The sequence below is a fragment of the Xaviernesmea oryzae genome (genome assembly GCF_900109605.1).
Taxonomy (GTDB): Bacteria; Pseudomonadota; Alphaproteobacteria; order Rhizobiales; family Rhizobiaceae; genus Xaviernesmea; species Xaviernesmea oryzae.
Genome location: NZ_FOAM01000011.1, coordinates 36,051 through 55,294, shown reverse-complemented (window position 1 = coordinate 55,294; position 19,244 = coordinate 36,051). Strand labels below are relative to the sequence as shown.

The following is a 19,244-nucleotide window of genomic DNA, read 5'->3' as shown; positions in this document are numbered from 1 at the left end:
CAAGGTTCTTCTCGTCTCCCGGACCGAGCATGAGACGAAAAACGTCTCATGCCTGCGCCTGAGCCTATCAGGAGCGTTCCGACACCAGACCACTGCCCCAGGGGCCGTGATGGGAGTCCAGACCATCGACACGATCATAGCCGTGGGCGCCGAAGAAATCGCGCTGCGCCTGGATCATGTTCGCCGTGCCGCGACCGCGCCGGTAGCTGTCGAAGTAACCGAGAGCGGAAGCGAGTGCGGGAACGGGCAGGCCTGAGGTCACGGCAGCGGACACCACGCGGCGCAGGGCGCCATCGGTTTCCTTCACCAGTTCGGCGAAAGCCGGCGTGACGATCAGATTGGCCGCATCCGGCTTGTCGGTGAAGGCCTTGGTGATCGCGTCGAGGAACTGTGACCGGATGATGCAGCCGGCACGCCAGATCTTGGCGATGGTCGGCATCGGCAGGTTCCAGCCGAACTCCTTGGACGCGGCGGCCATGACCGCGAAGCCCTGTGCATAGGCGCCGATCTTGGCGGCGAGCAGCGCGCTTTCGAGATCGGCGATGAAGGCCTCGCGATCGGCAACCTCAAGCGGCGCGCCCGGCAGCCCGAGAATGCCTTCGGCGGCGACGCGCTCTTCCTTCATCGAGGACAGGCTGCGGGCGGCAACGGCGGCTTCGATGCCGGTTGCCGGAATGCCCATATTCTGCGCCTCGATGACAGACCACTTGCCGGTGCCCTTCTGGCCCGCGCGGTCGAGGATCACGTCGACGATCGGTCCGCCCGTCAGCGGATCATTGGCGTTCAGAACCGTTTCCGTGATCTCGATCAGGAAGGAGTTCAGCCGGCCCTTGTTCCAGCGGCCGAAGACCTCGCCGATCTCCTTGGCGTCCATCTTCAGGCCGTCGCGCAGAATGCCGTAGATCTCGGCAATCATCTGCATGTCGGCATATTCGATGCCGTTGTGAATGGTCTTGACGAAGTGGCCGGCACCGTTTTCGCCGAGCCAGGCCACGCAGGGATCGCCATTATAGGTCGCGGCGATGGAGGTCAGCACCTTTTCCACGCGCTTCCAGGAGTCTTCCGTGCCGCCGACCATGATCGACGGGCCCTTGCGTGCGCCCTCTTCGCCCCCGGAAACGCCCATGCCGATGAAGGTGAGGCCGGAGTCCTTCAGCGCATCGAACCGGCGCATTGTATCGCGGAAATTCGCATTGCCCGCATCGATCATGATGTCATGGGCCTGGAGATAGGGCTTCAGCAGCTCCATCTGCTGATCAACGGCCTCGCCAGCCTTGATCATGATGATGATCGGGCGCGGCGGCTTGATCGCCGCAACGAACTGCTCGATCGTCTCGCAGGCGATCACGCGGTCCTGCAGATCGCCGGCTTCATGGAAAAATTCCTGCGTACGCTGCGGGGTGCGATTGAAGACCGCGATCGTGTTGCCCTTTTCGGCGATATTCAGCGCCAGGTTGGAGCCCATGACGCCAAGGCCGATCAGGCCGATTTCCGCTTCTGCCACTTGAGATGCCTCCGTTGAACCGGGTCTGCAGCGCGCGCACTCAAGCTGATTTTGCCTGTCCGCGCATGCGGTTCGTCCTGTCGCGAGGTGCGACCGGCCTTCGAGGGCCGCTCAGACGAACGCGGATTTTCTGGCATCTCACCGGGAGAAGCTCAAGCGATTCTTGGGCCTCATGCGAAAAGAGCGGTACGGAGCGCCGTGGCGGCGCTCGGTCAGGCTGCGTAGAGGACGGCCGGCAGGTCCGAGAGGTCCTGGAGCAGGATGACCGCCCCGACGATCGGGCTACCATGGGCATGACGAAACGGGATCATGCGACAGCGCCGCCGGATCATGCGCCCCTGAAACTCGCGCGTCGTCACATAATCTGCCGTCTCCCCGAGGAAGCACTTGTCGAGATGGCCGCGGATGCGGTCGGCAAACAGCGTTTCGCCTACGAATTCCACCAGATGGCGGCCGATCAGCTGCAGCGGCTTGACGCCGAGATGGCGGGCATTGGCGGCATTGGAATAGAGATAGCGATAGTCACAGGTGATGATCGCCACCCGGTCTGGCAAGGCATCGAGCACCAGGTCGATGCCGATCTGTTCGACACCTCCCTCACCCACCCGCTCCGATCTGCCGGCGCCGCTGGACCGGCTGTCCGTCACGGCATCCCGGCGGACCAGCTGTTCCAGCCGGTCGGCGTGATCGATCACAAGGCTCGCGTCCTGCGCATGCGCGCGAATGAGATCGGCGAGGAACACCATCTGAAGAGATCGCGCGCAGGGGTCACTGCACCGCACTTCGAGGATCGCGTTCAGCAAAGGCTGGATCTCGCTATCGAGACGAACGACATCGGCCTCGGCGCCAGCCGCGGTCGCCCGACAGAGCTCCTCCTGCTTATGCCAAAAGCTGTCGATCAGCGACTTCACCATATGCCTGCCTCCCGGCGGCATATCCCGGATGCCACGCAAGGCGCAGCTTATAAACTTAGCGCGCCTGCGTTGGCAACAAGCATCCGCATGCTCTAAAGCTTGAGCGTGCGCTTGATCCGCCAGCGATCATGATACCAGAGCCATTGGCCCGGGTATTCGCGCACCCACTGCTCCACCTTGTCGTTGAGAAGCTGCGCCGTGGCCTCGACATCCACGCTGCCCTCCGCCTTGCGCGGAATGGTGATGGGCTCTTCAAGCTCGAGCCGATAGCGGTTGTTCGGCAGGCGAATGCAGCGGGCCGGATACACATCGCAGCCGAACTGGCGCACGAGCTTGGCCAAAAGCGGGTTGGTTTGCACCTCCTGGCCGAAGAACAGCGTGTGCAGCCCCTTCTTGAACTTCTGGTCGACCAGAACACCGATCCCGCCGCCACGCTCCAGCTGGCGGGCAAGCGCGAAGGACGAGCCGGCATGAGAGGGCACCAGCGTCCCCATCCGCTTCTGGCGGAAGGAAAAGATGCGTTCGGCCACATAGGGGTTGTTGGGCGGACGAAAAAGAACGGTCACGCCTAAGCCGAAGGCAGCACCTGCCACCGGCAGCATCTCGAAATTGCCGGTATGGGCCGTGAAGACAATGAAGGGACGCGGAGAGTCGCGCAGCTCCATGAATAGCGGGATGCCCGACACCTCGACACGGCCGCCCGGCTTGTCCGGGTCGAAATCGAAGAGTTCGTCGAGGAAGACATATTCAGCCGCCATCCGGCCGATGCTGCCCCAGCTTTCCAAGGCGATCGCCTGGATTTCCTCCTCTGTCTTCTCCGGGAAGGCCATCCGCAGATTGGTCATCACCAGCCTGTGCCGCTTCAGCCGCGGGCCGATGGTCCGCGCGAGGCGGTCCATGAGATTGAGCGCCGTATCCGCCGGCAGAAGCTTCATCAGGATCAGCGGCAGGAAGGTGAGCTGCGCGATCGTCCATTCGCGCGCACGGCGCGCGCCAAGGACGAGCCGGGTCAGGATCTGACGCAGCCGGCTCATCAAAGCGCCAGCACGATCTTGCCGAAGACCTGCCGGCCTTCCATCCGCTCCAGCGCCCGCTCGATATCGTCAAAGCCGACGAGCGTGTCGATGACCGGATGCACGAGGCCGCGCGCCATTTTCTGCATGGCGTCGGCCATGTTCTCCATCCTGCAGCCGAAGGAGCCGAGAAGCTTGAGCTGCTGCTGGAACAGCATCATCAGGTTCATGTCGGTGGAGACGCCCGATGTGGAGCCGCAGGTCACCAGCCTTCCCCCACGCTTGAGGCAGAGCATCGATCCCGCCCATGTGTCCTTGCCGACATGTTCGAACACGACGTCTACGCCTTTTTTCCGGGTCAGCTTGCGCACGACGCCTTCAAACCGATCGACGCGGTAGTTGATGACATGGTCGGCACCGAGCGCCTTGGCCTTGTCGATCTTGTCATCCGAGCCGACGGTGGTGATAACCGTGCAGCCCATCTTCTTGGCGAGCTGGATGGCGGCCGAGCCGATGCCGGAGCCGCCGGCATGGATCAGGATCGTCTCACCCGGCTCGAGCCGGGCATTGTCGAACAGCATGTGTTCGACGGTGCCGAAGGTCACCGGAGCCACGGCTGCACCGATGGCGTCCACACCGGGCGGCGCAAGCACGAGAAGACGTGCCGGCAGATTGACCTTCTCCTGCGCAAAGCCATCCAGATGAAAGCCGTGCACGCCGGAGACGTGTTCGCACAGATTGTCCCGCCCTTCGCGGCAGGGGCGGCAGAGGCCGCACGTGCGCGCGCCGTAGATGGAAACGAGCTGGCCGGGCAGCACATTGGCCACGCCGGGACCGATCTCTTCCACCACGCCGGCGGCTTCCGCACCGATGACCAGCGGCATCTTGCGTTTGGCGAAAGCCATGCCGCGCCAGCCCCATACGTCGATATGGTTGAGCGCTACGGCCTTGACGCGCAATGTCACTTCGCCGGCAGAAGGTGCGGGCGGCTCCGGCAGATCGGTGATCTCGAGCTTGCGGTCGTCGAGCAGCTGAAGCGCGCGCATCGGCATGTCCTTGTCAGAAAATCGTCAGAAAGATCGAGGATGCGCGGCTCAGCGCGCATCCATTGGTAAATCGCTTCAGGCCGGCTCGGCCGTCATCACCAGGCTGGCATTTTGCCCCCCGAACCCGAAGGAGTTGGAGAGCACGGCCGTCACCTGCGCATCCCGTTTCACATTCGGCACGACATCCAGCATGATGGCGGGATCCGGGTTCAGATAGTTGATGGTCGGTGGCATCGTCCCCTTCTGCATGGTCTGCAGCGAGAAGACGGCTTCCACCGCGCCAGCGGCCGTCAACGTATGACCGATCATCGACTTATTGGACGAAACGGGAATCTGAGGGAGACGGTCGCCGAAAACGGCGGACATCGCGCCATACTCCATTTTGTCGTTTTCCGGCGTCGAGGTGCCGTGGGCATTGATGTAGCCGATCTCGCTTTCGCCAAGTCCGGCATCTTCCAGCGCAGCGCGGATCGTGGCGATGGCCGGGCCACCATCCGGCGAGGACCGGGTGCGATGGAACAGATCGGCCTTCTCGCCGCACCCCTTGAGGATGCCGAGAATCCGCGCCCCTCGTGCCAACGCCGCGTCCAGCGACTCCAGCACCAGCGTTGCCGCGCCTTCGGCAATCACGAAGCCATCGCGATCGCGGGTAAAGGGCTTGGAGGCGCGCTGCGGCGGGTCGTTCTGGGTGGACAGGGCCGAAAGCAGCGCGAAGCGGATCAGGGATTCGGCGCTGACCGATCCATCGGTCGCAACCGTCAATGCCCTGTCCGTGCGTCCCTGTCGGATGGCCTCGACGCCGAGCTGGATCGCCGTGGCGCCCGAGGCGCAGGCGGTCGAGAGGGTGACCGGAAGACCGCGCGTGCCGAAGCGATCCGAAAGCCGCTCGGACACGGAGCCGAACAGCGCCGCCTCATGAAAGGCGGGATCGGGCCTGACCCGCATGGCGGCCAGAAAACGATCATAGGCATCATCAGGCTTTTCGGACGGACCGGCACGGTCCGCCAAGGCGAAACGGGCGCTCCATTCGGGTTCGATCGGTGGTGCAGCCAGAAACAGCGGACCGTTGAAATCACCGGACAGGCCTGCCTGGGCCAAGGCTTCGATCGTCGTCTCCTGCGCCATGGCATAGGAGCGCTCGACCGCATTCTGGACGGGCAGATCGAGAAAATCGACCGTTCCGGCAATTCGGGTCGAGAGGCCATCCGTCGGAAAGCGGGAAATCGCATGGATGCCGGAGATGCCGCTGGTCAGGGCCCGCCAGTTGTCGTCGAGCCCCTGGCCGAGCGACGTCATCACGCCCATGCCGGTGACTGCCACCAGCGGCCGGCCAAGATGGTCACGGGTCGCACGCATGGCTTAAACCTCCCGGGATTCGGCGAGGAGAAGCGCAACGCCCTCGCCACGTTGATGGCCAACCGTCGTCACGACGGCATGCGAGGCCGCCTTGGCCATTGCCGCCTCGGCTGGATCGAAGGACGGAACGCGGGCACCGGCCTCCAGCGCAAGGGCCGCCAATGCCAGGCCGAGCGGAAACTGCGCCTCCAGAGAATGGCCGGCGAGCCCGCCATAGCCGCGCAGAGCTGCGCCCGGGAGCGCTGCCTCAAGCGCTGCCTTTTCGCGCTGGCTGATGTCGATGACGCCGCTTGCGCCGGAAAAGATGACGGTGTCGGATGCGCGATCCCGAGCCGGCTCGACCAGCCGCTCCAGCCGTCGCTCCATCCGCCCTTCGTCGCGCGCGCCGCGATCGCCGCCGATATCGGCGATGGTGGCGTAGATCTTGGCGCCACGGTCCCTGGCATGGGCCCGCGACTCCAGGACGAGAAAGGCGCCGACCGTTCCCATGATCATGCCTCCGCCCTCGCCCTCGGCGCGCGACCAAAGCGGCAGCCAGCGATGCAGGCTGTGCGCACCAATGGCCTCGACAAGCAGCAGCATATCCGCCCGCTCGGCGGCAAAAGCGCCGCCAACAAGCGTGTGCGTGGACTGGCCAGCCCTGATGCGATGAAAGGCGGTCTCGACCGCCGAAATGCCAGCCGCCTCCTCTCCCATGAACGTGCGGGAGGAGCCGGTCACCTTGTGCACGATCGAGATATTACCAGCCATCAGATTGGATAGCTGCGCCAGAAAAAGCGTAGGACGCAGCTCCGTCGTCAGCTTCTCGTTCAGCAATTGCTCGCGGTCATTGCGCTTCAGCGCTTCGTCGACGATGAGGCTGTCGACCTTGATGTCCCGCTCGCCGCCACCGGCCGCGACGATCATGTCCATCCGCCCGCAGGCCTCGGCATCGTCTTTCAACCCGGCATCTTCCAGCGCCAGCCCAGCAGTGAAGACGCCGAGACGCTGCCAGTTTTCCATCTGCCGCTGATCGCCGCGCTTGGGGATCTGTTGCGACCAGTCGATGGCTGGCAGGGGGTGGACGGGATAGGGCGCAAGCTTCTCCAGTTCGAGCACCGGTGTCGGCGCGGTGTCGGCGGTCAGCAGCGCCTCATGCGGCGCTATGCCGACCCCCTGGCTCGTCACGATGCCGATGCCGGTGATCACGACATCCCGATCGGTCCCAGTCATGTCACTCTCCTTGATGGGAAGCGGCCAGCGCCGCCTGCAGGCCGATTTCCTCCGCCCGCGCCAGCACGGCGGGGCCGAGCGGCAGCTGGTCGAAGGGCACGGTCTTGAGTTTGAGCTGCGCGTCGGCCACCTTGCGTCCGCCAACCTCGATGCGCGCCTTGGTCACCGCATAGCCCGAACCGTCATGCTCGAGCGTTGCCTCGATCGTGAGGTCCGCGCCGGGCTCGACAAAGCTGCGCAGTTTCGCGCCGTCCACCGACATCAGGAAGGGCATGGCGGCAAAACCGCTTTTGGCCAGCACCAGAAGCCCGGACGCCTGCGCCATGGTCTCGATCAGGAGGACGCCGGGAACCAGGGGATAGCCCGGAAAATGTCCCTCGAAGACGGGGCTCTGCATCGGCACGAGGGAGCGCGCGGACAGGGTGCCTGCCTCGACGCTCGCCGCCTCGACACGGTCGATCATCTGGAAATATTCGAGAAGCATGCGGTCCGATCCCTGTCGTGTCCGTCTGAGCCTGTCGTCCCGTGCGGCCAAAGCATGTCTGCGTCACGTCGCGCAGCGGGAAGAGCCGCGCGTCACCACGCTATGAAGCGCGACGCTGAAACGGCAAAGCCGCCCTGCAAGGCGCCGTCTGAAACGGCGAAACGCGAGGACCACCCTGCGAGTGTGAGCGAGCACATCAAAGAGCCGGCCGCCACGAGCCCCGCTCGCTCGTGCGGGAGCGCAGAGGACTGCGCACCGCCTTGCTCAAATCGATGGCGTCTATGATCTGGCCCTGCCGGTGCCAAGCGTTTCCAGCGAAGCGCTACGTGGCGCGCCAGAACGCGCAACGCCGTTTCATCAGCCTGGGTTCAGCCCTTGGCGGCGCGCAGCGCGTCGATCTTGGCGCAGAGGTTCTTCAGGACGAAATATTCTTCCGTCGAAACCTTGCCTTCGTTGACGTCCTGCGTCCACTGCTCGAGCGGGATCTTGATGCCGAATTCCTTGTCGATGGCGAAGACGATGTCGAGGAAGTCGAGGCTGTCGATACCGAGATCGTCGATCGTGTGGCTTTCAGGGGTGATGGTCTCGCGGTCGATCTCGCTCGTTTCGGCGATGATGTCGGCAACCTTGTCGAATGTAGCAGTCACGCTCAAACCTCTTCGTTATCTCGTGTTTGCGCGCACCTATAGAAACTTGCGGGGCAAATGCCAATGGGCCGCGCGCGAACCACACAATTCTGCATGATATGGCCCCTCACAAAATCGAGATGAGCAGCCAGACGACCACGAGGCCGGTCAGGACCGTGCAGGCTGCTTGAAAGACGGCGAGCGCGCGCATGATATCGGCGGGCGACGCCGCGCGTCGGCCCGCGCCATTCATCATCGGCTCATCGACGGTTTGGCCAGCATAGACGCGCGGGCCGGTCAGCTGCAAGCCGAGAGCCCCGGCGATGGCTGCCTCCGGCCAGCCGGAATTGGGAGAGCGATGCAGGCCGGCGTCGCGCATGCCCACGAAGAGCGCGTCGCTGCCTGACCGCCGGCCGAGGGCAAGACGGGCGCCGGCCGCAACCAGCAACATCGAAAACCGCGCAGGGATCAGATTGGCAAGATCATCCAGCCGCGCAGACGCCCAGCCAAACGCCAGATAGCGCTCGTTCTTGTGGCCGATCATCGAGTCGGCCGTGTTGAGCATCTTGTAGGCCGCAAGGCCCGGCAGCCCGGCAACGGCATACCAGAAGGCCGGCGCAACCACGCCGTCGGAAAAATTCTCGGCGAGGCTTTCGATCGCCGCACGGCAGATGCCCGATGCGTCGAGATAGGCCGGATCGCGCCCGACGATCATCGAGACGGCGCGTCGCCCACCCTCAAGCCCCTCATCCTGCAGCCCTCGCGCCACCGCCAGGACATGATCGGCAAGGCTTTTCTGCGCCAAGAGGACGAAAACGATCGAGGCTTCGAGAAGACCGCCGGTCAGCGGCCCTGCCAGGTGAACCAGTCGGTGAAGCGCGGCGCCCACAGCGGCCGCCAGCAGAAGAAGCAGGACAATCGCCAGAGCGCCCCGCCGGCGCCGAACGGCAAAGGCCGCATGCGCCTGGTTGAGACGCCGATCCAGGATGCGGATCGCCGATCCGAAGAAGACGACGGGATGCGGCAGGCGGCGCCAGAGCCAGTCCGGATCGCCGATCAACCGATCGAGCAGCAGGCCGGTGAGCAGGATCGCGCTGCGGCTCACGACGCCCATCCGCCGGGAGCCAGCGCATCGCAGAGCGCGGTGCTGAGCCGCAGATCGGCCTGGGCGGAAGGGGTCAGACCCAGACGCAGCCAGGTCGGATGAGCGTCGAAAAAGCGGGTCAGGATGTGGGCCTGCGCCATCCGCTCATGAACGAGCCGTGCATGCGCCACGTCCACCAGCCGGAACAGCGGTGTTCCGCCGAGAACCGTCACTTTCGCCGCTGACAAGGCCATGTCCAGGCCCTGTGCCCGCCGCGCGATGGTCGCCCGGATCGTGTCCAGATCGCCGCGCATCAGGGCCGCGCCGACGGCCAGTGCGGGGCCGGACACGGACCAGGGACCGAGCATGGCCTGCAGCCGCGCCTGAATGGGCTTGGCTGCAACGACGAAGCCAAGACGAACCCCGGCAAAGCCGAAGACCTTGCCGAGGGATCGCAAGACGATCAGGCGGGAATGATCTTCGACCGCATCCGCCACGCTCTCATCCGGCGCGACATCGGCAAAGGCTTCGTCCACGACCAGATAGCCATCCGAAGCTGCCAGTTTCTCCGCCAGCCCCAGCAGCACATCGCGCCGGACCAGGCGGCCTGTGGGATTGTTCGGATTGACGACGACGACCAGACGGTGGGCAGGACCGAGCGCGTCCAGATCCTCGACCAGATCGATCGGATGCCCCCCGGCCTCGAACACACGGCGGTATTCACCATAGGTGGGCGAGAGGATGGCGGCGCGCGCGCCCAATGGCAGGATGCCGGGCAGGCACTGGATCGCCGCCTGTGTACCGGCGACGGGCAGCGGCAGAATGGTGCGCGTACCGTACAGATCGCGGGCGGCATGGCGCGCCTCGATATCGGCGCTTTCGTCCGGCAGGCGCAGCCAGGCGTCGCGGGGAATGGCAGGCAGTTCAGGCGGACATGGATTGAGGCCGGTGGAGACGTCCAGCCAGTCGGCATGCGTGCCGCCATAGTGGCGCATAGCCGCCGTCAGGCCGCCACCATGGACGATCGTCTGAGAGGACAATGCGAGCCGACGTGTCAGATGCGGATCATCGGTCAAGAACGTATCCTCATGCGGCCTCGGCCAGATCGATCAGATGCATGAAGGAGCCGGCTACCCGCTCCCGCCGCAGGCCGACAGGGCCGAGATCGGCACCCGAGGCGTCCTGCGCCAGAAAAAGCCGATCGGCATCCCCCTCTGAAACGATTTGCGCATAGTGAAACTCATGCGCGGCCAAAGCGCCGGCGAAAAAGCTCCGGTCGACAGGGCTCAGCCGCCGATAGCCAAGGTGGCGGCGACGGTGAGCAAAGCTGGTGACGACGGGCAGAAGGCCAAGCATGGCATGGGTTTGTCCGGCCGCGTCGATGATCGCCTCCCCCAGCGCCATATAGCCACCGCACTCTCCGAAGATGCGCGCGCCGCGATCTCTTGCCGCACGCATGCCGGCGTGAAAGCCGCTCGCTGCGGCGAGCGCCGGGCCGTGCAGCTCCGGATAGCCGCCGGGAAGATAGATGGCGTCGGCATCCTGATGCGGCCCCTCACCAGCCAAAGGCGAGAAGAACGAGATCTCGGCACCCTGACGGCGCCAGTCCTCCAGCAGATGCGGATAGGAAAAGGCAAAGGCGATATCGCGGGCGACGGCAACATGCTGGCCAAGCGGCGGCAGCCCCCGCACCGCAGCGGCAGATGGCGGCACGCCGGCAGCAAGACCAGTCAACGCATCGAGATCGCAGCCTTCCGCAATCCGCAGGGCCGCATGATCGATAAAGCGGTCGAGATCGGCCTGCTCCCCGGCCTGGACCAGACCCAGATGCCGCTCGGGCAGCCGCAGCGCCGGATCCGCCCTGATGATGCCCAGCACCGGCATGCCGATCGCGTCGAGCGCGCCCGTTAGCATAGCCGCATGCTTGTCGCTGCCGACCCGATTAAGAATGACGCCGCCGAACCGGATGTCCTGGCGAAAGCCTCGATAGCCCGCCACCAGTGCTGCGACTGACTGGGCCATGCGTGCGCAATCGACCACGAAGACTACGGTAAGACCAAGCAAGGTGGCGAGATCGGCTGGAGAGCCACGCCCATCCATGGCCGCATCATGGAGGCCCATCATCGCCTCGACGATCAGAAGCTTTCCACCTTCGGCATGCCGGGCGGCATTGGCCTGCAACAGCCCCGGACGCATCGCCCAAGGGTCGAAATTCAAGCAGAGCGCGCCTGAGGCGGCCGTATGAAAAGCAGGGTCGATATAATCGGGACCGGCCTTGCCCGGCGCCAGCGGCAGGCCGCGCTCCCGCAGTGCGCGCAGCAGGCCCAGGGTGATGGTCGTCTTGCCGGAGCCGGAGGACGGCGCTGCGATCAGCACGCCGCTCATGCCGGATCCTTCCGGAGGTCGCAACGCGCGGAATCGGCCGACAAGACGCGGCCCGAGAGCGCGCCGAGCCAGTCGAGTGCGCCCCGCAGGCGCACCACTTCGCCGAGCACGACGATGGCGGGAGGTTCGAGCCCGGCGTCGAGCGCCGCCACCGCTGCCGCGCCGAGCGTGGTTTCCAGCACCTGCTGGCGCGCGGTGCTGGCATGGCAGACGATTGCCAGCGGCTCGTCCGCACGACGCCCCGCTTCGATCAGCGAGGCCGTGATGGTGCCCAGATGCTTCATCGCCATATACATGACAACAACAGGCGATCCCTTGGCCACGCCCTCCCAATCGATGCCCGACGGCACGATGCCCTTCGCATCATGGCCGGTAAGAAAAGTGACCGTCTGTGTCATGTCGCGATGCGTGACGGGAATGCCTGCATAGGCCAAACCACCAATCCCTGCGGAAATGCCCGGCACCACACGAAAGGGGATGCCATGCTCGACCAGGGTCAAGGCCTCCTCCCCGCCACGTCCGAAGACGAACGGATCGCCGCCCTTCAATCGCAAGACCCTTTTTCCGGCACGCGCCAGTTCCACCAGCCGCAGGGAAATATCGCGCTGTTTCGGCGAGGGCTTGCCGCCCCGCTTGCCGGCAAATTCCATGAGCGCGCCTGGCCGCACATAAGCAAGGCAGCTGGAATCGACGAGGGCGTCGTGAACGACGACATCCGCCTGGCGCAGGCCATTCAGCGCATGGAGCGTCAAAAGACCGGGATCGCCCGGACCGGCGCCAACGAGCCAGACAGTCCCCGCTTCGAGACTCGGCAGACCGGAAAAAAGCGTTTCGCTCATCCCGCACCCCCGCAGGCTAATCCGGCAATCCTTGAATCAACGCATGAGGGAGATGATTCACTTTTCCAGTGTTCGTCCTCAAGCGCCTGTAATGCCATGGATTTCACGTCGGTGGCCGCAATGGCGGCCGTAGCGCCCTGTCTGATCTGCTTGGGCACGATGAGAAGGCCGGCCGGACCGGCAGCTGCAAGCGCCGCCCCTTCCGCCACGCCGTGGCAGCCGATGATCGCATGAACGCGCGCCGAAGGCGTTTTCAGGCGAGGCGCTTCGCGATCGAGCCGCGCTGCGTGGAAGGTGAGGAACGGCACTTGATACTGCGCGGCGACGGCCAGCAGACCCGGCTCCAGGCGACGGCGATCGAGCGAGGCAATGGCAGCCAGCCTCACAGGCGCATCCGGACCGAGACCAGCCAGGACAGATTCGGCCAGATCCAGCATGACCTGCGCGCTGATGCCGCGCTCGCAGCCGAGGCCGAGCACGAGGCATGGCTCTGCCTCCTCCCGCCTTCCGTCTGCCGCCGCGCGCCACATCGTGTTTCCGCCTCTCCGATCATGTCAGGCAAACCGGATCTGGTTTCTTCCCAGGGCCGGCAGGTGTCGCCCGGTTTACCCAAGCACCCATGACGGGTCAAATACCTTCATCCCCACCTCGGCCTTTGCGCGAAGCGTCAGTGGCGCTTGGCGTGGCGCAAGAGGACACAGGACAGAGATCATCATGCTCCGAAATCATTTTGCATCCCGCACGCCGCTCTGACAAAGAAGGCCGCTGCCGCTTCATAAGTCGGGACAGACGGAACCGGATCGGCAAACGCAGCGTGACGTCCTTGTAGGCCACCTAAAGGGCCGCATGCCGCCGAATGGACAAATGTCTTGGATATCGCCCTTCACCTTCTCGTCTTCCTGTTCCTGGCTGCCTTCGTCGCCGGTTTTGTCGATTCCATTGCGGGAGGCGGCGGAATGATCACCGTGCCGGCCATGCTGCTTGCAGGCATACCGCCCCTGGAAACGCTCGGAACAAACAAGCTGCAGTCGCTCTTCGGTTCCGGCTCGGCCAGTCTGGCCTATGGCCGCGCAGGCCATGTCAATCTTAAAGAGCAGATGCCGATGGCGCTGATCTCGGCGGCAGGGGCAGCAGTCGGTGCCGTGGCGACAACGTTCGTGCCGGGCGATATCCTGCGGCTCGCCCTTCCCTTCCTGCTCATCGCCGTCGCGTTCTATTTCGCGCTGAAGCCCAATGTCGGCGAGCTTGATCGCGAGCGGCGCCTCTCCGTCGCAGCGTTCTCGGCCAGCATCGTGCCGCTCATCGGCTTTTACGACGGCATATTCGGCCCCGGCACCGGCTCATTCTTCATGCTCGCCTTCATTTCGCTCGCCGGCTTCGGCATTCTCAAGGCCACGGCCCATACCAAGCTCTTGAACTTCGGCTCCAATTTCGGCGGCTTCCTGGTCTTCGTCCTGTTCGGAGTGGTTCATTGGCAGCTTGGCGTCGCCATGGGCATCGGCCAGTTCCTGGGTGCCCAGGTGGGGTCGCGCTTCGCCATGAAAAACGGCGCGCGTATCATCAAACCCCTGCTCGTCATCACCTGCGTCGGCCTCGCCATTCGCCTGCTGATGGACCCGACCAACCCGCTGCGGCTGTGGCTTGGGTGGTAGAACGCTGCCGGCATTTCATGATATCTTTCGATAGACGGCCTTAATAGAAACTGAAGAGTGTCAGGTTGGCGCGTCGCCGTATACGGACGTGGAGCGGGAACTGCCTTATGGGCTCTATGAGCGTTCACTTGGAACAGCGGCTCGAACGCTTTGTCGAAAAGCAGGTCGAAAGCGGTCGCTATGCGTCGGCTGATGACGTTGTTCGTGATGCCTTGCAAATGATGGAAGAAAACGAAAGCAAACGTGATCTTTTGCGCGTCCATCTGGCGGAAGGGGCGGCACAGGCTGATCGAGATGAATTTGTCGACGATTTCTCTTTCGACGCATTTAAAAACGAGGTGGATCAGGACGAGTCTTGACCATCTACAGGCTCACGCCCCGCGCTGTCGAGGATCTGAGACAGGTCGCTCGCTACACGAAGAAGCAATGGGGGCACCAGCAGCGCGACATCTATATCAAACGCATCTTGCAACGATGTAGCTGGCTTGCAGCTCACCCACGCCTTGGGCGCAGACGTCCCGATCTTCATCCAGACTATTACTGCTTTCCAGAGGGTCAACATCTCATATTCTATCGGATCGACGATAAAGCCATCGCGATCATCGGTATTCTTCATCAGAGCATGGATGTCGACAGCGCGCTTAAAACGCCATGACGCCCTTCAATACTCCACTCCGATCTGCGCCTTGATCCCTGCGCGGAAGGGATGCTTCAGCAGTTCCATCTCGGTTGCGAGATCGGCGATCTCGATGATATCCTCGCGTGCATTGCGGCCGGTCAGCACCACATGGGTCATGGCGGGCTTTTCGGTCGTCAGGAAGGCGATCACCTCGGCTGCGTCGATATAGCCATAGCGCAGGGCGATGTTGATTTCGTCGAGCAGGACCATCGAGTGGCGAGTGTCGCGAATGAGCGCCTTCGAGGTCTCCCAGGCTTTTTCGGCCATGGCGATATCACGCGCGCGATCCTGCGTTTCCCAGGTGAAGCCCTCGCCCAGCGTGTGGAAGGTGCAGAGATCGGCGAAGTGGCGTTCGATCAGCGTGCGTTCGCCCGTTTCCCAACCACCCTTGATGAACTGCACGACGGCGCAGGGCATGCCATGGGCAATATGGCGGAAGATCATGCCGAAACCGGCGGTGGATTTGCCCTTGCCCTTGCCGGTATTGACGATGATGAGGCCCTTGCCATCGGTCTTGGTGGCCATGATCTTGTCGCGCGCGGCCTTCTTCTTGGCCATCTTGACGGCATGACGCGCCAGATCCTCCTCGCTGCTCTGCGCGCCCGGCAGGTTGTCTTCGGTCTCGCTCATGACTGGAGTCTTTCTTTCAGGCTGCTTTGCGCAGGGTTGATGGCTGGCGGGCACGGCATGTCCTAGAGCGCGCCTTCCCGCGCGGCCGCCCGCAGGCCCGCGCGCGCCGAATTCGAACGGGGCTGCCACAGACCGGCAGCTACGGCTTGATCGAGCCTGGCCAGCATGTCCGCCAGGGCTGCGGGATTATGGGCTTGCATGAAATCACGAACGGATTCGTCCAGGACGAAGGCCCGATGCACCGCGTCGAAATGATGATCGGACACGGCGCCGGTCGTGGCCGCAAAGGCGCAGAGATAATCCACGGTCGCCGCGATCTCGAAGGCGCCCTTATAGCCATGGCGCATCATGCCGGCGATCCATTTTGGATTGACCACCCGGCCGCGCACCACGCGCCCGACTTCCTCCTCCAGCGACCGGATCACGGGGCGCTCAGGGCGGGAGTGATCATTGTGATACTGCCGGGGCCTGACGCCTGACAGCTTGGCAACGGCGGCGCCCATGCCGCCTTCGAACTGGAAATAGCCATCGCTGTCGAGCAGATCATGCTCGCGATTGTCCTGATTGTGGACCACGGCTTCCACGGTTTCGAGCCTCGTGGCGAGCATGTCGCGCGCCGGCGTGCCCGCCTCGGCTGCGCCATAGGCGAAGCTGCCGGCATCGAGATAGGCGTTGGCGATGCGATCGGCATCCGGCAGCTCAGCATGGCCGAGAAGATGTTCGAGGCCTGCGCCATAGGTGCCAGGCTCGGTGCTGAAGACGCGCCACGACGCGCGACGCTGCGCCTCTCCAGGCGAAAAGCCTTCTGCCTTGAGACGCGCGCTTTCGGCTCTCATGCGGGCCGCGATGCGATTGTCCGCGGCATCCTCCTCCAGCGCGCCGATCGCCGCGATCGCACGGTCGAACAAGGCGATCTGGTCGGGAAAGGCGTCACGGAAGAAGCCGGAAACACGTAAGGTGACATCCACGCGTGGCCGGCCGAGCATTGCCAGGGGCATGATCTCATAGCCGGTAACGCGATGCGAGGCCGGATCCCAGCACGGCTTGGCGCCGATCAGCGCCATGGCCTGGGCGATATCGTCGCCCCCGGTGCGCATATTCGCCGTTCCCCAAGCCGTCAGGCCAAACGAGGTAGGCCAGTCACCGTGATCCTGAACATAGCGGCGGATCAGCAGTTCGGCCGATTTCCGGCCCAGCTCATAGGCCGTGCGCGTCGGCACGGCGCGGCAGTCGACAGAGTAGAAATTGCGGCCGGTGGGCAGCACATCCGGCCGGCCGCGCGTCGGCGCGCCGGAAGGCCCAGGCGCAACGAAACGCCCGTCGAGCCCCTGGATCAGCCCGGCAAGCTCGGCCGGCCCACAAGCGGCGACAGCGGGCCTGAGCACGGCCTCGACCTCGGCCATGACGGCCTTCGTCCTCACCCAACCATCCGCCACCGGACGCTCTCCTGCAACGAGAGCGCTCGCCAGCATTTCGATGCGCTCCACCGTGTCGCCGGCGCTGCGCCAAGGGCCATCGCTGACTTGAGCCAAAACAGCCGGACGGCCGCCATCCCAGGCTGCAGCGCTCTCGCAGTCGAGCGGATCGAACGGCATGCCGGATGCATCAAGAAGGCCGAGATCGTCCGCGAGGGCGCGGTTCAGGCTTGCCGCGCCCGGCTCATCACGGCCACGCGGGGCGCGCGCGAGCGCCACGACGAGATCATTGGCCAGACGCCCTTCAGGCGAGCGTCCAAAGACGTGCAGCCCGTCACGGATCTGCATCTCCTTGAGGTCGCAGAGATAGGCATCGAGCTTCTTCAGCGCCGCCGCCTCCCCGTCCTCAGGCAGAATGCCGGCATCCCGGTCAAGGCCGAGATCGCCGACCAGGGCGAGAATGTCGCGTGTCAAAAGCTTCAGCCGGCGCGGATCGCTGCCGGCGGCATCGTAATATTCATCGACCAGGCGCTCGAGATCCTTGAGCACGCCATGGCTTTCGGCCCGCGTCAGAGGCGGCGTCAGATGGTCGATGATCACGGCAGCGCTGCGCCGCTTGGCCTGCGTACCCTCGCCTGGATCGTTGACGATGAAGGGGTAGAGATGCGGCACGGGACCGAGGATCGCTTCCGGGTAGCAGCGCGCGGAAAGCGCCAGCGCCTTGCCCGGCAGCCATTCCAGCGTGCCGTGCTTGCCCATGTGGATGAGCGCGTCGGCGCCAAAGCCGTGGCGCAGAAACGCGTAGAAGGCCAGATATCCGTGCGGCGGCACGAGATCGGCGGCGTGATAGCTCTCCCTCGGATCGAGCCCGGGTGCCCGCGCAGGCTGAACGGCGACCGTGACATGGCCGAGATCAAGCAGCTTCAGCCGGAACGCGCCGTCCACGACGGCCGGATCTGCCTCCGGCGCTCCCCAGCGGGCGGTAACCTCATCCTGAATCTCAACTGGAAGGCCGGACAGGAAATCCTTGTAAACCTTGACGGGCAACAGAGCCGCCTCGCCTGGCACGGCCGTGAGCCGCGCCATCAGTGCCGCGCCATTTTCCGGCCGGCCCGTCACATGATATCCTGCCTGCAGAAGCGCTTCGAGCACATGGGCCGTCGCCTCAGGCGTATCGAGGCCGACCGCGTTGCCGATCCGCCCCTCCCCGGACGGATAGTTCGAGAGCACCAAAGCGATCTTGCGCTCGCCGCGCGGCTTGGCCCGTAGCCGCGCCCAGTTTGCCGCCAGCGCGGCAACGAAGGCGATGCGATCCGGCACCGGCTCATGGGCAAGCAGCGTCGCTTCCACACGGGCATCGTATCGCCCGGCCGATTTGAACGACACGGCGCGGGTGATGATCCGCCCGTCCACTTCGGGCAGGGCAACGCTCATGGCCAGGTCGCGCGCCAAGAGGCCCTGGCCGGAATTCTGCCAGGTCGCGCGCGACGAACCGGCAAAAACCACCTGAAGAACGGGCGCATCGCTGGCTTCCAGAACGGTCGGCTTTCGATCCATTCCGGGCGCGGAGACGGCAAAACCCGTGGCATTGAGCACGACATCCGGCGGCGCGGCGGCAAAAATCGTCTCAAGCGTGGCGATGGACACGGCATCCTTGAGGCTGGCGACGAAGACCGGGAGCACATCGAGGCCTTCCGCCTCGAGCGCATCCACCAGCGCGGCAACGGCCTGCGTCTCGCCGCTCTGCACCAGAGCGCGGTAGAAGCAGAGGGCCGCCAGCGGCCGCGACGATCCTTGCCTGCGCCGCCTTTGCCACTCGGCCGGCGCGATCACGCCGTGGCCGGGCCACCAGATGCCTGCCTTGAGAAGCGGGCTTGCGGCGGGCGGCCGGTCGCCGCCCAACACCAAGGCCTGCGCATAGGCCAGAAAGGCGCGCATATTGGCCTCGCCGCCTTGCGTGAAATAGTCCCAAAGAGCCAGCCGCTCGGCCTCCGCAACGGTCGAATAGGCGGCAAGGCTCGGGTCCGGCTTCTCGCAGCCCGGCAGCACGGCAATGGCCACGCCATGGGTGCGGGCAGCCGCATGAAAAGCCTCCAGCAAATAGCCGAAATAGCTGCCGCCGCCGAGCGGGCGAATGACGATGAGCTTTGCCTGCGCCACCATGCGCGCGACATAGGTGTCCACCGACATCGGATGCTTGAGCGCCAGGAGGCTCGCCACGCGCAGACTGAGACCAAGCGCATCTCCACGCGCGGCCGCCACGGCGGAAAGCTCCGTATCGGCCGCCGACAGAAACAGGAGATCGCCCGGCGTCTGGCCGAGATCGATGGCCTCCTCGCCATCGGCGATCGTGCCCTTTTGCGCCAGAAGCAGATGCATGGTCTCTCCCAGAAGCCGTCACGGTC

Annotated in this window: 18 protein-coding genes; 3 read left to right on the top strand and 15 right to left on the bottom strand. The window is 64.5% G+C overall.

From position 1 onward, the window contains the following. Positions 1 to 67 precede the first annotated feature (67 nt). From gndA to BMX61_RS14645, 13 genes are all read right to left on the bottom strand, one after another. On the bottom strand, positions 68 to 1,504 hold the full coding sequence (gndA, locus tag BMX61_RS14705; RefSeq protein ID WP_075626517.1) for an NADP-dependent phosphogluconate dehydrogenase: 1,437 nt from the start codon (positions 1,502 to 1,504) through the stop codon (positions 68 to 70). Positions 1,505 to 1,716: 212 nt separating this feature from the next. Beyond that, complete coding sequence (locus tag BMX61_RS14700; RefSeq protein WP_075626518.1) at positions 1,717 to 2,418, bottom strand: PAS domain-containing protein; 702 nt, start codon at positions 2,416 to 2,418, stop codon at positions 1,717 to 1,719. Between the two features lie 92 nt (positions 2,419 to 2,510). Then, entirely contained in the window at positions 2,511 to 3,452 is a 942-nt protein-coding gene (locus tag BMX61_RS14695; protein ID WP_075626519.1) for a lipid A biosynthesis lauroyl acyltransferase, read from the bottom strand. Beyond that, positions 3,452 to 4,477, bottom strand: a complete 1,026-nt coding sequence (locus BMX61_RS14690; protein WP_075626520.1) for a zinc-binding dehydrogenase — start codon at positions 4,475 to 4,477, stop codon at positions 3,452 to 3,454. The genes BMX61_RS14695 and BMX61_RS14690 overlap by 1 nt, the downstream gene beginning before the upstream one ends. Positions 4,478 to 4,552: 75 nt before the next feature. Beyond that, complete coding sequence (locus BMX61_RS14685) at positions 4,553 to 5,833, bottom strand: beta-ketoacyl-ACP synthase (protein ID WP_075626521.1); 1,281 nt, start codon at positions 5,831 to 5,833, stop codon at positions 4,553 to 4,555. Positions 5,834 to 5,836: 3 nt separating this feature from the next. Beyond that, positions 5,837 to 7,045, bottom strand: coding sequence for a beta-ketoacyl-ACP synthase (locus BMX61_RS14680; RefSeq protein WP_075626522.1), 1,209 nt, complete (start codon positions 7,043 to 7,045; stop codon positions 5,837 to 5,839). Position 7,046: 1 nt separating this feature from the next. Beyond that, the gene (locus tag BMX61_RS14675; protein ID WP_075626523.1) at positions 7,047 to 7,529 is read right to left on the bottom strand and encodes a 3-hydroxyacyl-ACP dehydratase FabZ family protein; all 483 of its coding nucleotides are present in this window, start codon (positions 7,527 to 7,529) and stop codon (positions 7,047 to 7,049) included. 368 nt (positions 7,530 to 7,897) lie between these two features. Then, positions 7,898 to 8,176, bottom strand: a complete 279-nt coding sequence (locus BMX61_RS14670; RefSeq protein ID WP_075626524.1) for an acyl carrier protein — start codon at positions 8,174 to 8,176, stop codon at positions 7,898 to 7,900. 106 nt (positions 8,177 to 8,282) lie between these two features. Next, positions 8,283 to 9,260, bottom strand: a complete 978-nt coding sequence (gene cbiB / locus BMX61_RS14665; protein WP_234794696.1) for an adenosylcobinamide-phosphate synthase CbiB — start codon at positions 9,258 to 9,260, stop codon at positions 8,283 to 8,285. After that, complete coding sequence (cobD, locus tag BMX61_RS14660; protein ID WP_267890828.1) at positions 9,257 to 10,315, bottom strand: threonine-phosphate decarboxylase CobD; 1,059 nt, start codon at positions 10,313 to 10,315, stop codon at positions 9,257 to 9,259. Before cobD ends, cbiB begins: the two co-directional genes overlap by 4 nt. A 10-nt stretch (positions 10,316 to 10,325) precedes the next feature. After that, positions 10,326 to 11,624 carry a cobyrinic acid a,c-diamide synthase CobB gene (locus BMX61_RS14655; RefSeq protein WP_075626526.1) on the bottom strand — a complete coding sequence of 433 codons (1,299 nt, stop codon included), beginning with the start codon at positions 11,622 to 11,624 and terminating at the stop codon, positions 10,326 to 10,328. Further along, entirely contained in the window at positions 11,621 to 12,463 is an 843-nt protein-coding gene (gene cobA, locus BMX61_RS14650; protein WP_075626527.1) for a uroporphyrinogen-III C-methyltransferase, read from the bottom strand. The genes BMX61_RS14655 and cobA overlap by 4 nt, the downstream gene beginning before the upstream one ends. Further along, positions 12,460 to 12,942 carry a cobalamin biosynthesis protein gene (locus BMX61_RS14645; RefSeq protein ID WP_327216419.1) on the bottom strand — a complete coding sequence of 161 codons (483 nt, stop codon included), beginning with the start codon at positions 12,940 to 12,942 and terminating at the stop codon, positions 12,460 to 12,462. Before BMX61_RS14645 ends, cobA begins: the two co-directional genes overlap by 4 nt. A gap of 390 nt (positions 12,943 to 13,332) precedes the next feature. Here BMX61_RS14645 and BMX61_RS14640 point away from each other — a divergent pair, with 390 nt between their 5' ends. The 3 genes from BMX61_RS14640 to BMX61_RS14630 all read left to right on the top strand — a co-directional run bounded on the left by BMX61_RS14640 (position 13,333) and on the right by BMX61_RS14630 (position 14,770). Continuing rightward, a complete protein-coding gene (locus BMX61_RS14640) occupies positions 13,333 to 14,115 on the top strand; it encodes a TSUP family transporter (RefSeq protein ID WP_075626529.1) in 783 nt (260 codons plus the stop codon). A 107-nt stretch (positions 14,116 to 14,222) separates the two neighbouring features. Then, complete coding sequence (locus tag BMX61_RS14635; protein ID WP_075626530.1) at positions 14,223 to 14,474, top strand: type II toxin-antitoxin system ParD family antitoxin; 252 nt, start codon at positions 14,223 to 14,225, stop codon at positions 14,472 to 14,474. Next, on the top strand, positions 14,471 to 14,770 hold the full coding sequence (locus tag BMX61_RS14630) for a type II toxin-antitoxin system RelE/ParE family toxin (RefSeq protein WP_075626531.1): 300 nt from the start codon (positions 14,471 to 14,473) through the stop codon (positions 14,768 to 14,770). Before BMX61_RS14635 ends, BMX61_RS14630 begins: the two co-directional genes overlap by 4 nt. Positions 14,771 to 14,776: 6 nt before the next feature. On the opposite strand, the gene cobO is transcribed toward BMX61_RS14630, so the two are convergent. Next, complete coding sequence (gene cobO, locus BMX61_RS14625; RefSeq protein WP_075626532.1) at positions 14,777 to 15,424, bottom strand: cob(I)yrinic acid a,c-diamide adenosyltransferase; 648 nt, start codon at positions 15,422 to 15,424, stop codon at positions 14,777 to 14,779. A 62-nt stretch (positions 15,425 to 15,486) separates the two neighbouring features. Further along, positions 15,487 to 19,218 carry a cobaltochelatase subunit CobN gene (cobN, locus tag BMX61_RS14620; protein WP_075626533.1) on the bottom strand — a complete coding sequence of 1,244 codons (3,732 nt, stop codon included), beginning with the start codon at positions 19,216 to 19,218 and terminating at the stop codon, positions 15,487 to 15,489. Positions 19,219 to 19,244 lie beyond the last annotated feature (26 nt).

Coding starts and splice junctions, on each gene's coding strand:
- BMX61_RS14675 (WP_075626523.1), bottom strand. CDS start 7,529: ATGCTTCTCGAATATTTCCAGATGATCGACCGTGTCGAGGCGGCGAGC.
- BMX61_RS14685 (WP_075626521.1), bottom strand. CDS start 5,833: ATGCGTGCGACCCGTGACCATCTTGGCCGGCCGCTGGTGGCAGTCACC.
- BMX61_RS14635 (WP_075626530.1), top strand. CDS start 14,223: ATGGGCTCTATGAGCGTTCACTTGGAACAGCGGCTCGAACGCTTTGTC.
- BMX61_RS14690 (WP_075626520.1), bottom strand. CDS start 4,477: ATGCGCGCGCTTCAGCTGCTCGACGACCGCAAGCTCGAGATCACCGAT.
- BMX61_RS14700 (WP_075626518.1), bottom strand. CDS start 2,418: ATGGTGAAGTCGCTGATCGACAGCTTTTGGCATAAGCAGGAGGAGCTC.
- BMX61_RS14695 (WP_075626519.1), bottom strand. CDS start 3,452: ATGAGCCGGCTGCGTCAGATCCTGACCCGGCTCGTCCTTGGCGCGCGC.
- BMX61_RS14680 (WP_075626522.1), bottom strand. CDS start 7,045: ATGACTGGGACCGATCGGGATGTCGTGATCACCGGCATCGGCATCGTG.
- BMX61_RS14655 (WP_075626526.1), bottom strand. CDS start 11,624: ATGAGCGGCGTGCTGATCGCAGCGCCGTCCTCCGGCTCCGGCAAGACG.
- cobN (WP_075626533.1), bottom strand. CDS start 19,218: ATGCATCTGCTTCTGGCGCAAAAGGGCACGATCGCCGATGGCGAGGAG.
- cobA (WP_075626527.1), bottom strand. CDS start 12,463: ATGAGCGAAACGCTTTTTTCCGGTCTGCCGAGTCTCGAAGCGGGGACT.
- cobO (WP_075626532.1), bottom strand. CDS start 15,424: ATGAGCGAGACCGAAGACAACCTGCCGGGCGCGCAGAGCAGCGAGGAG.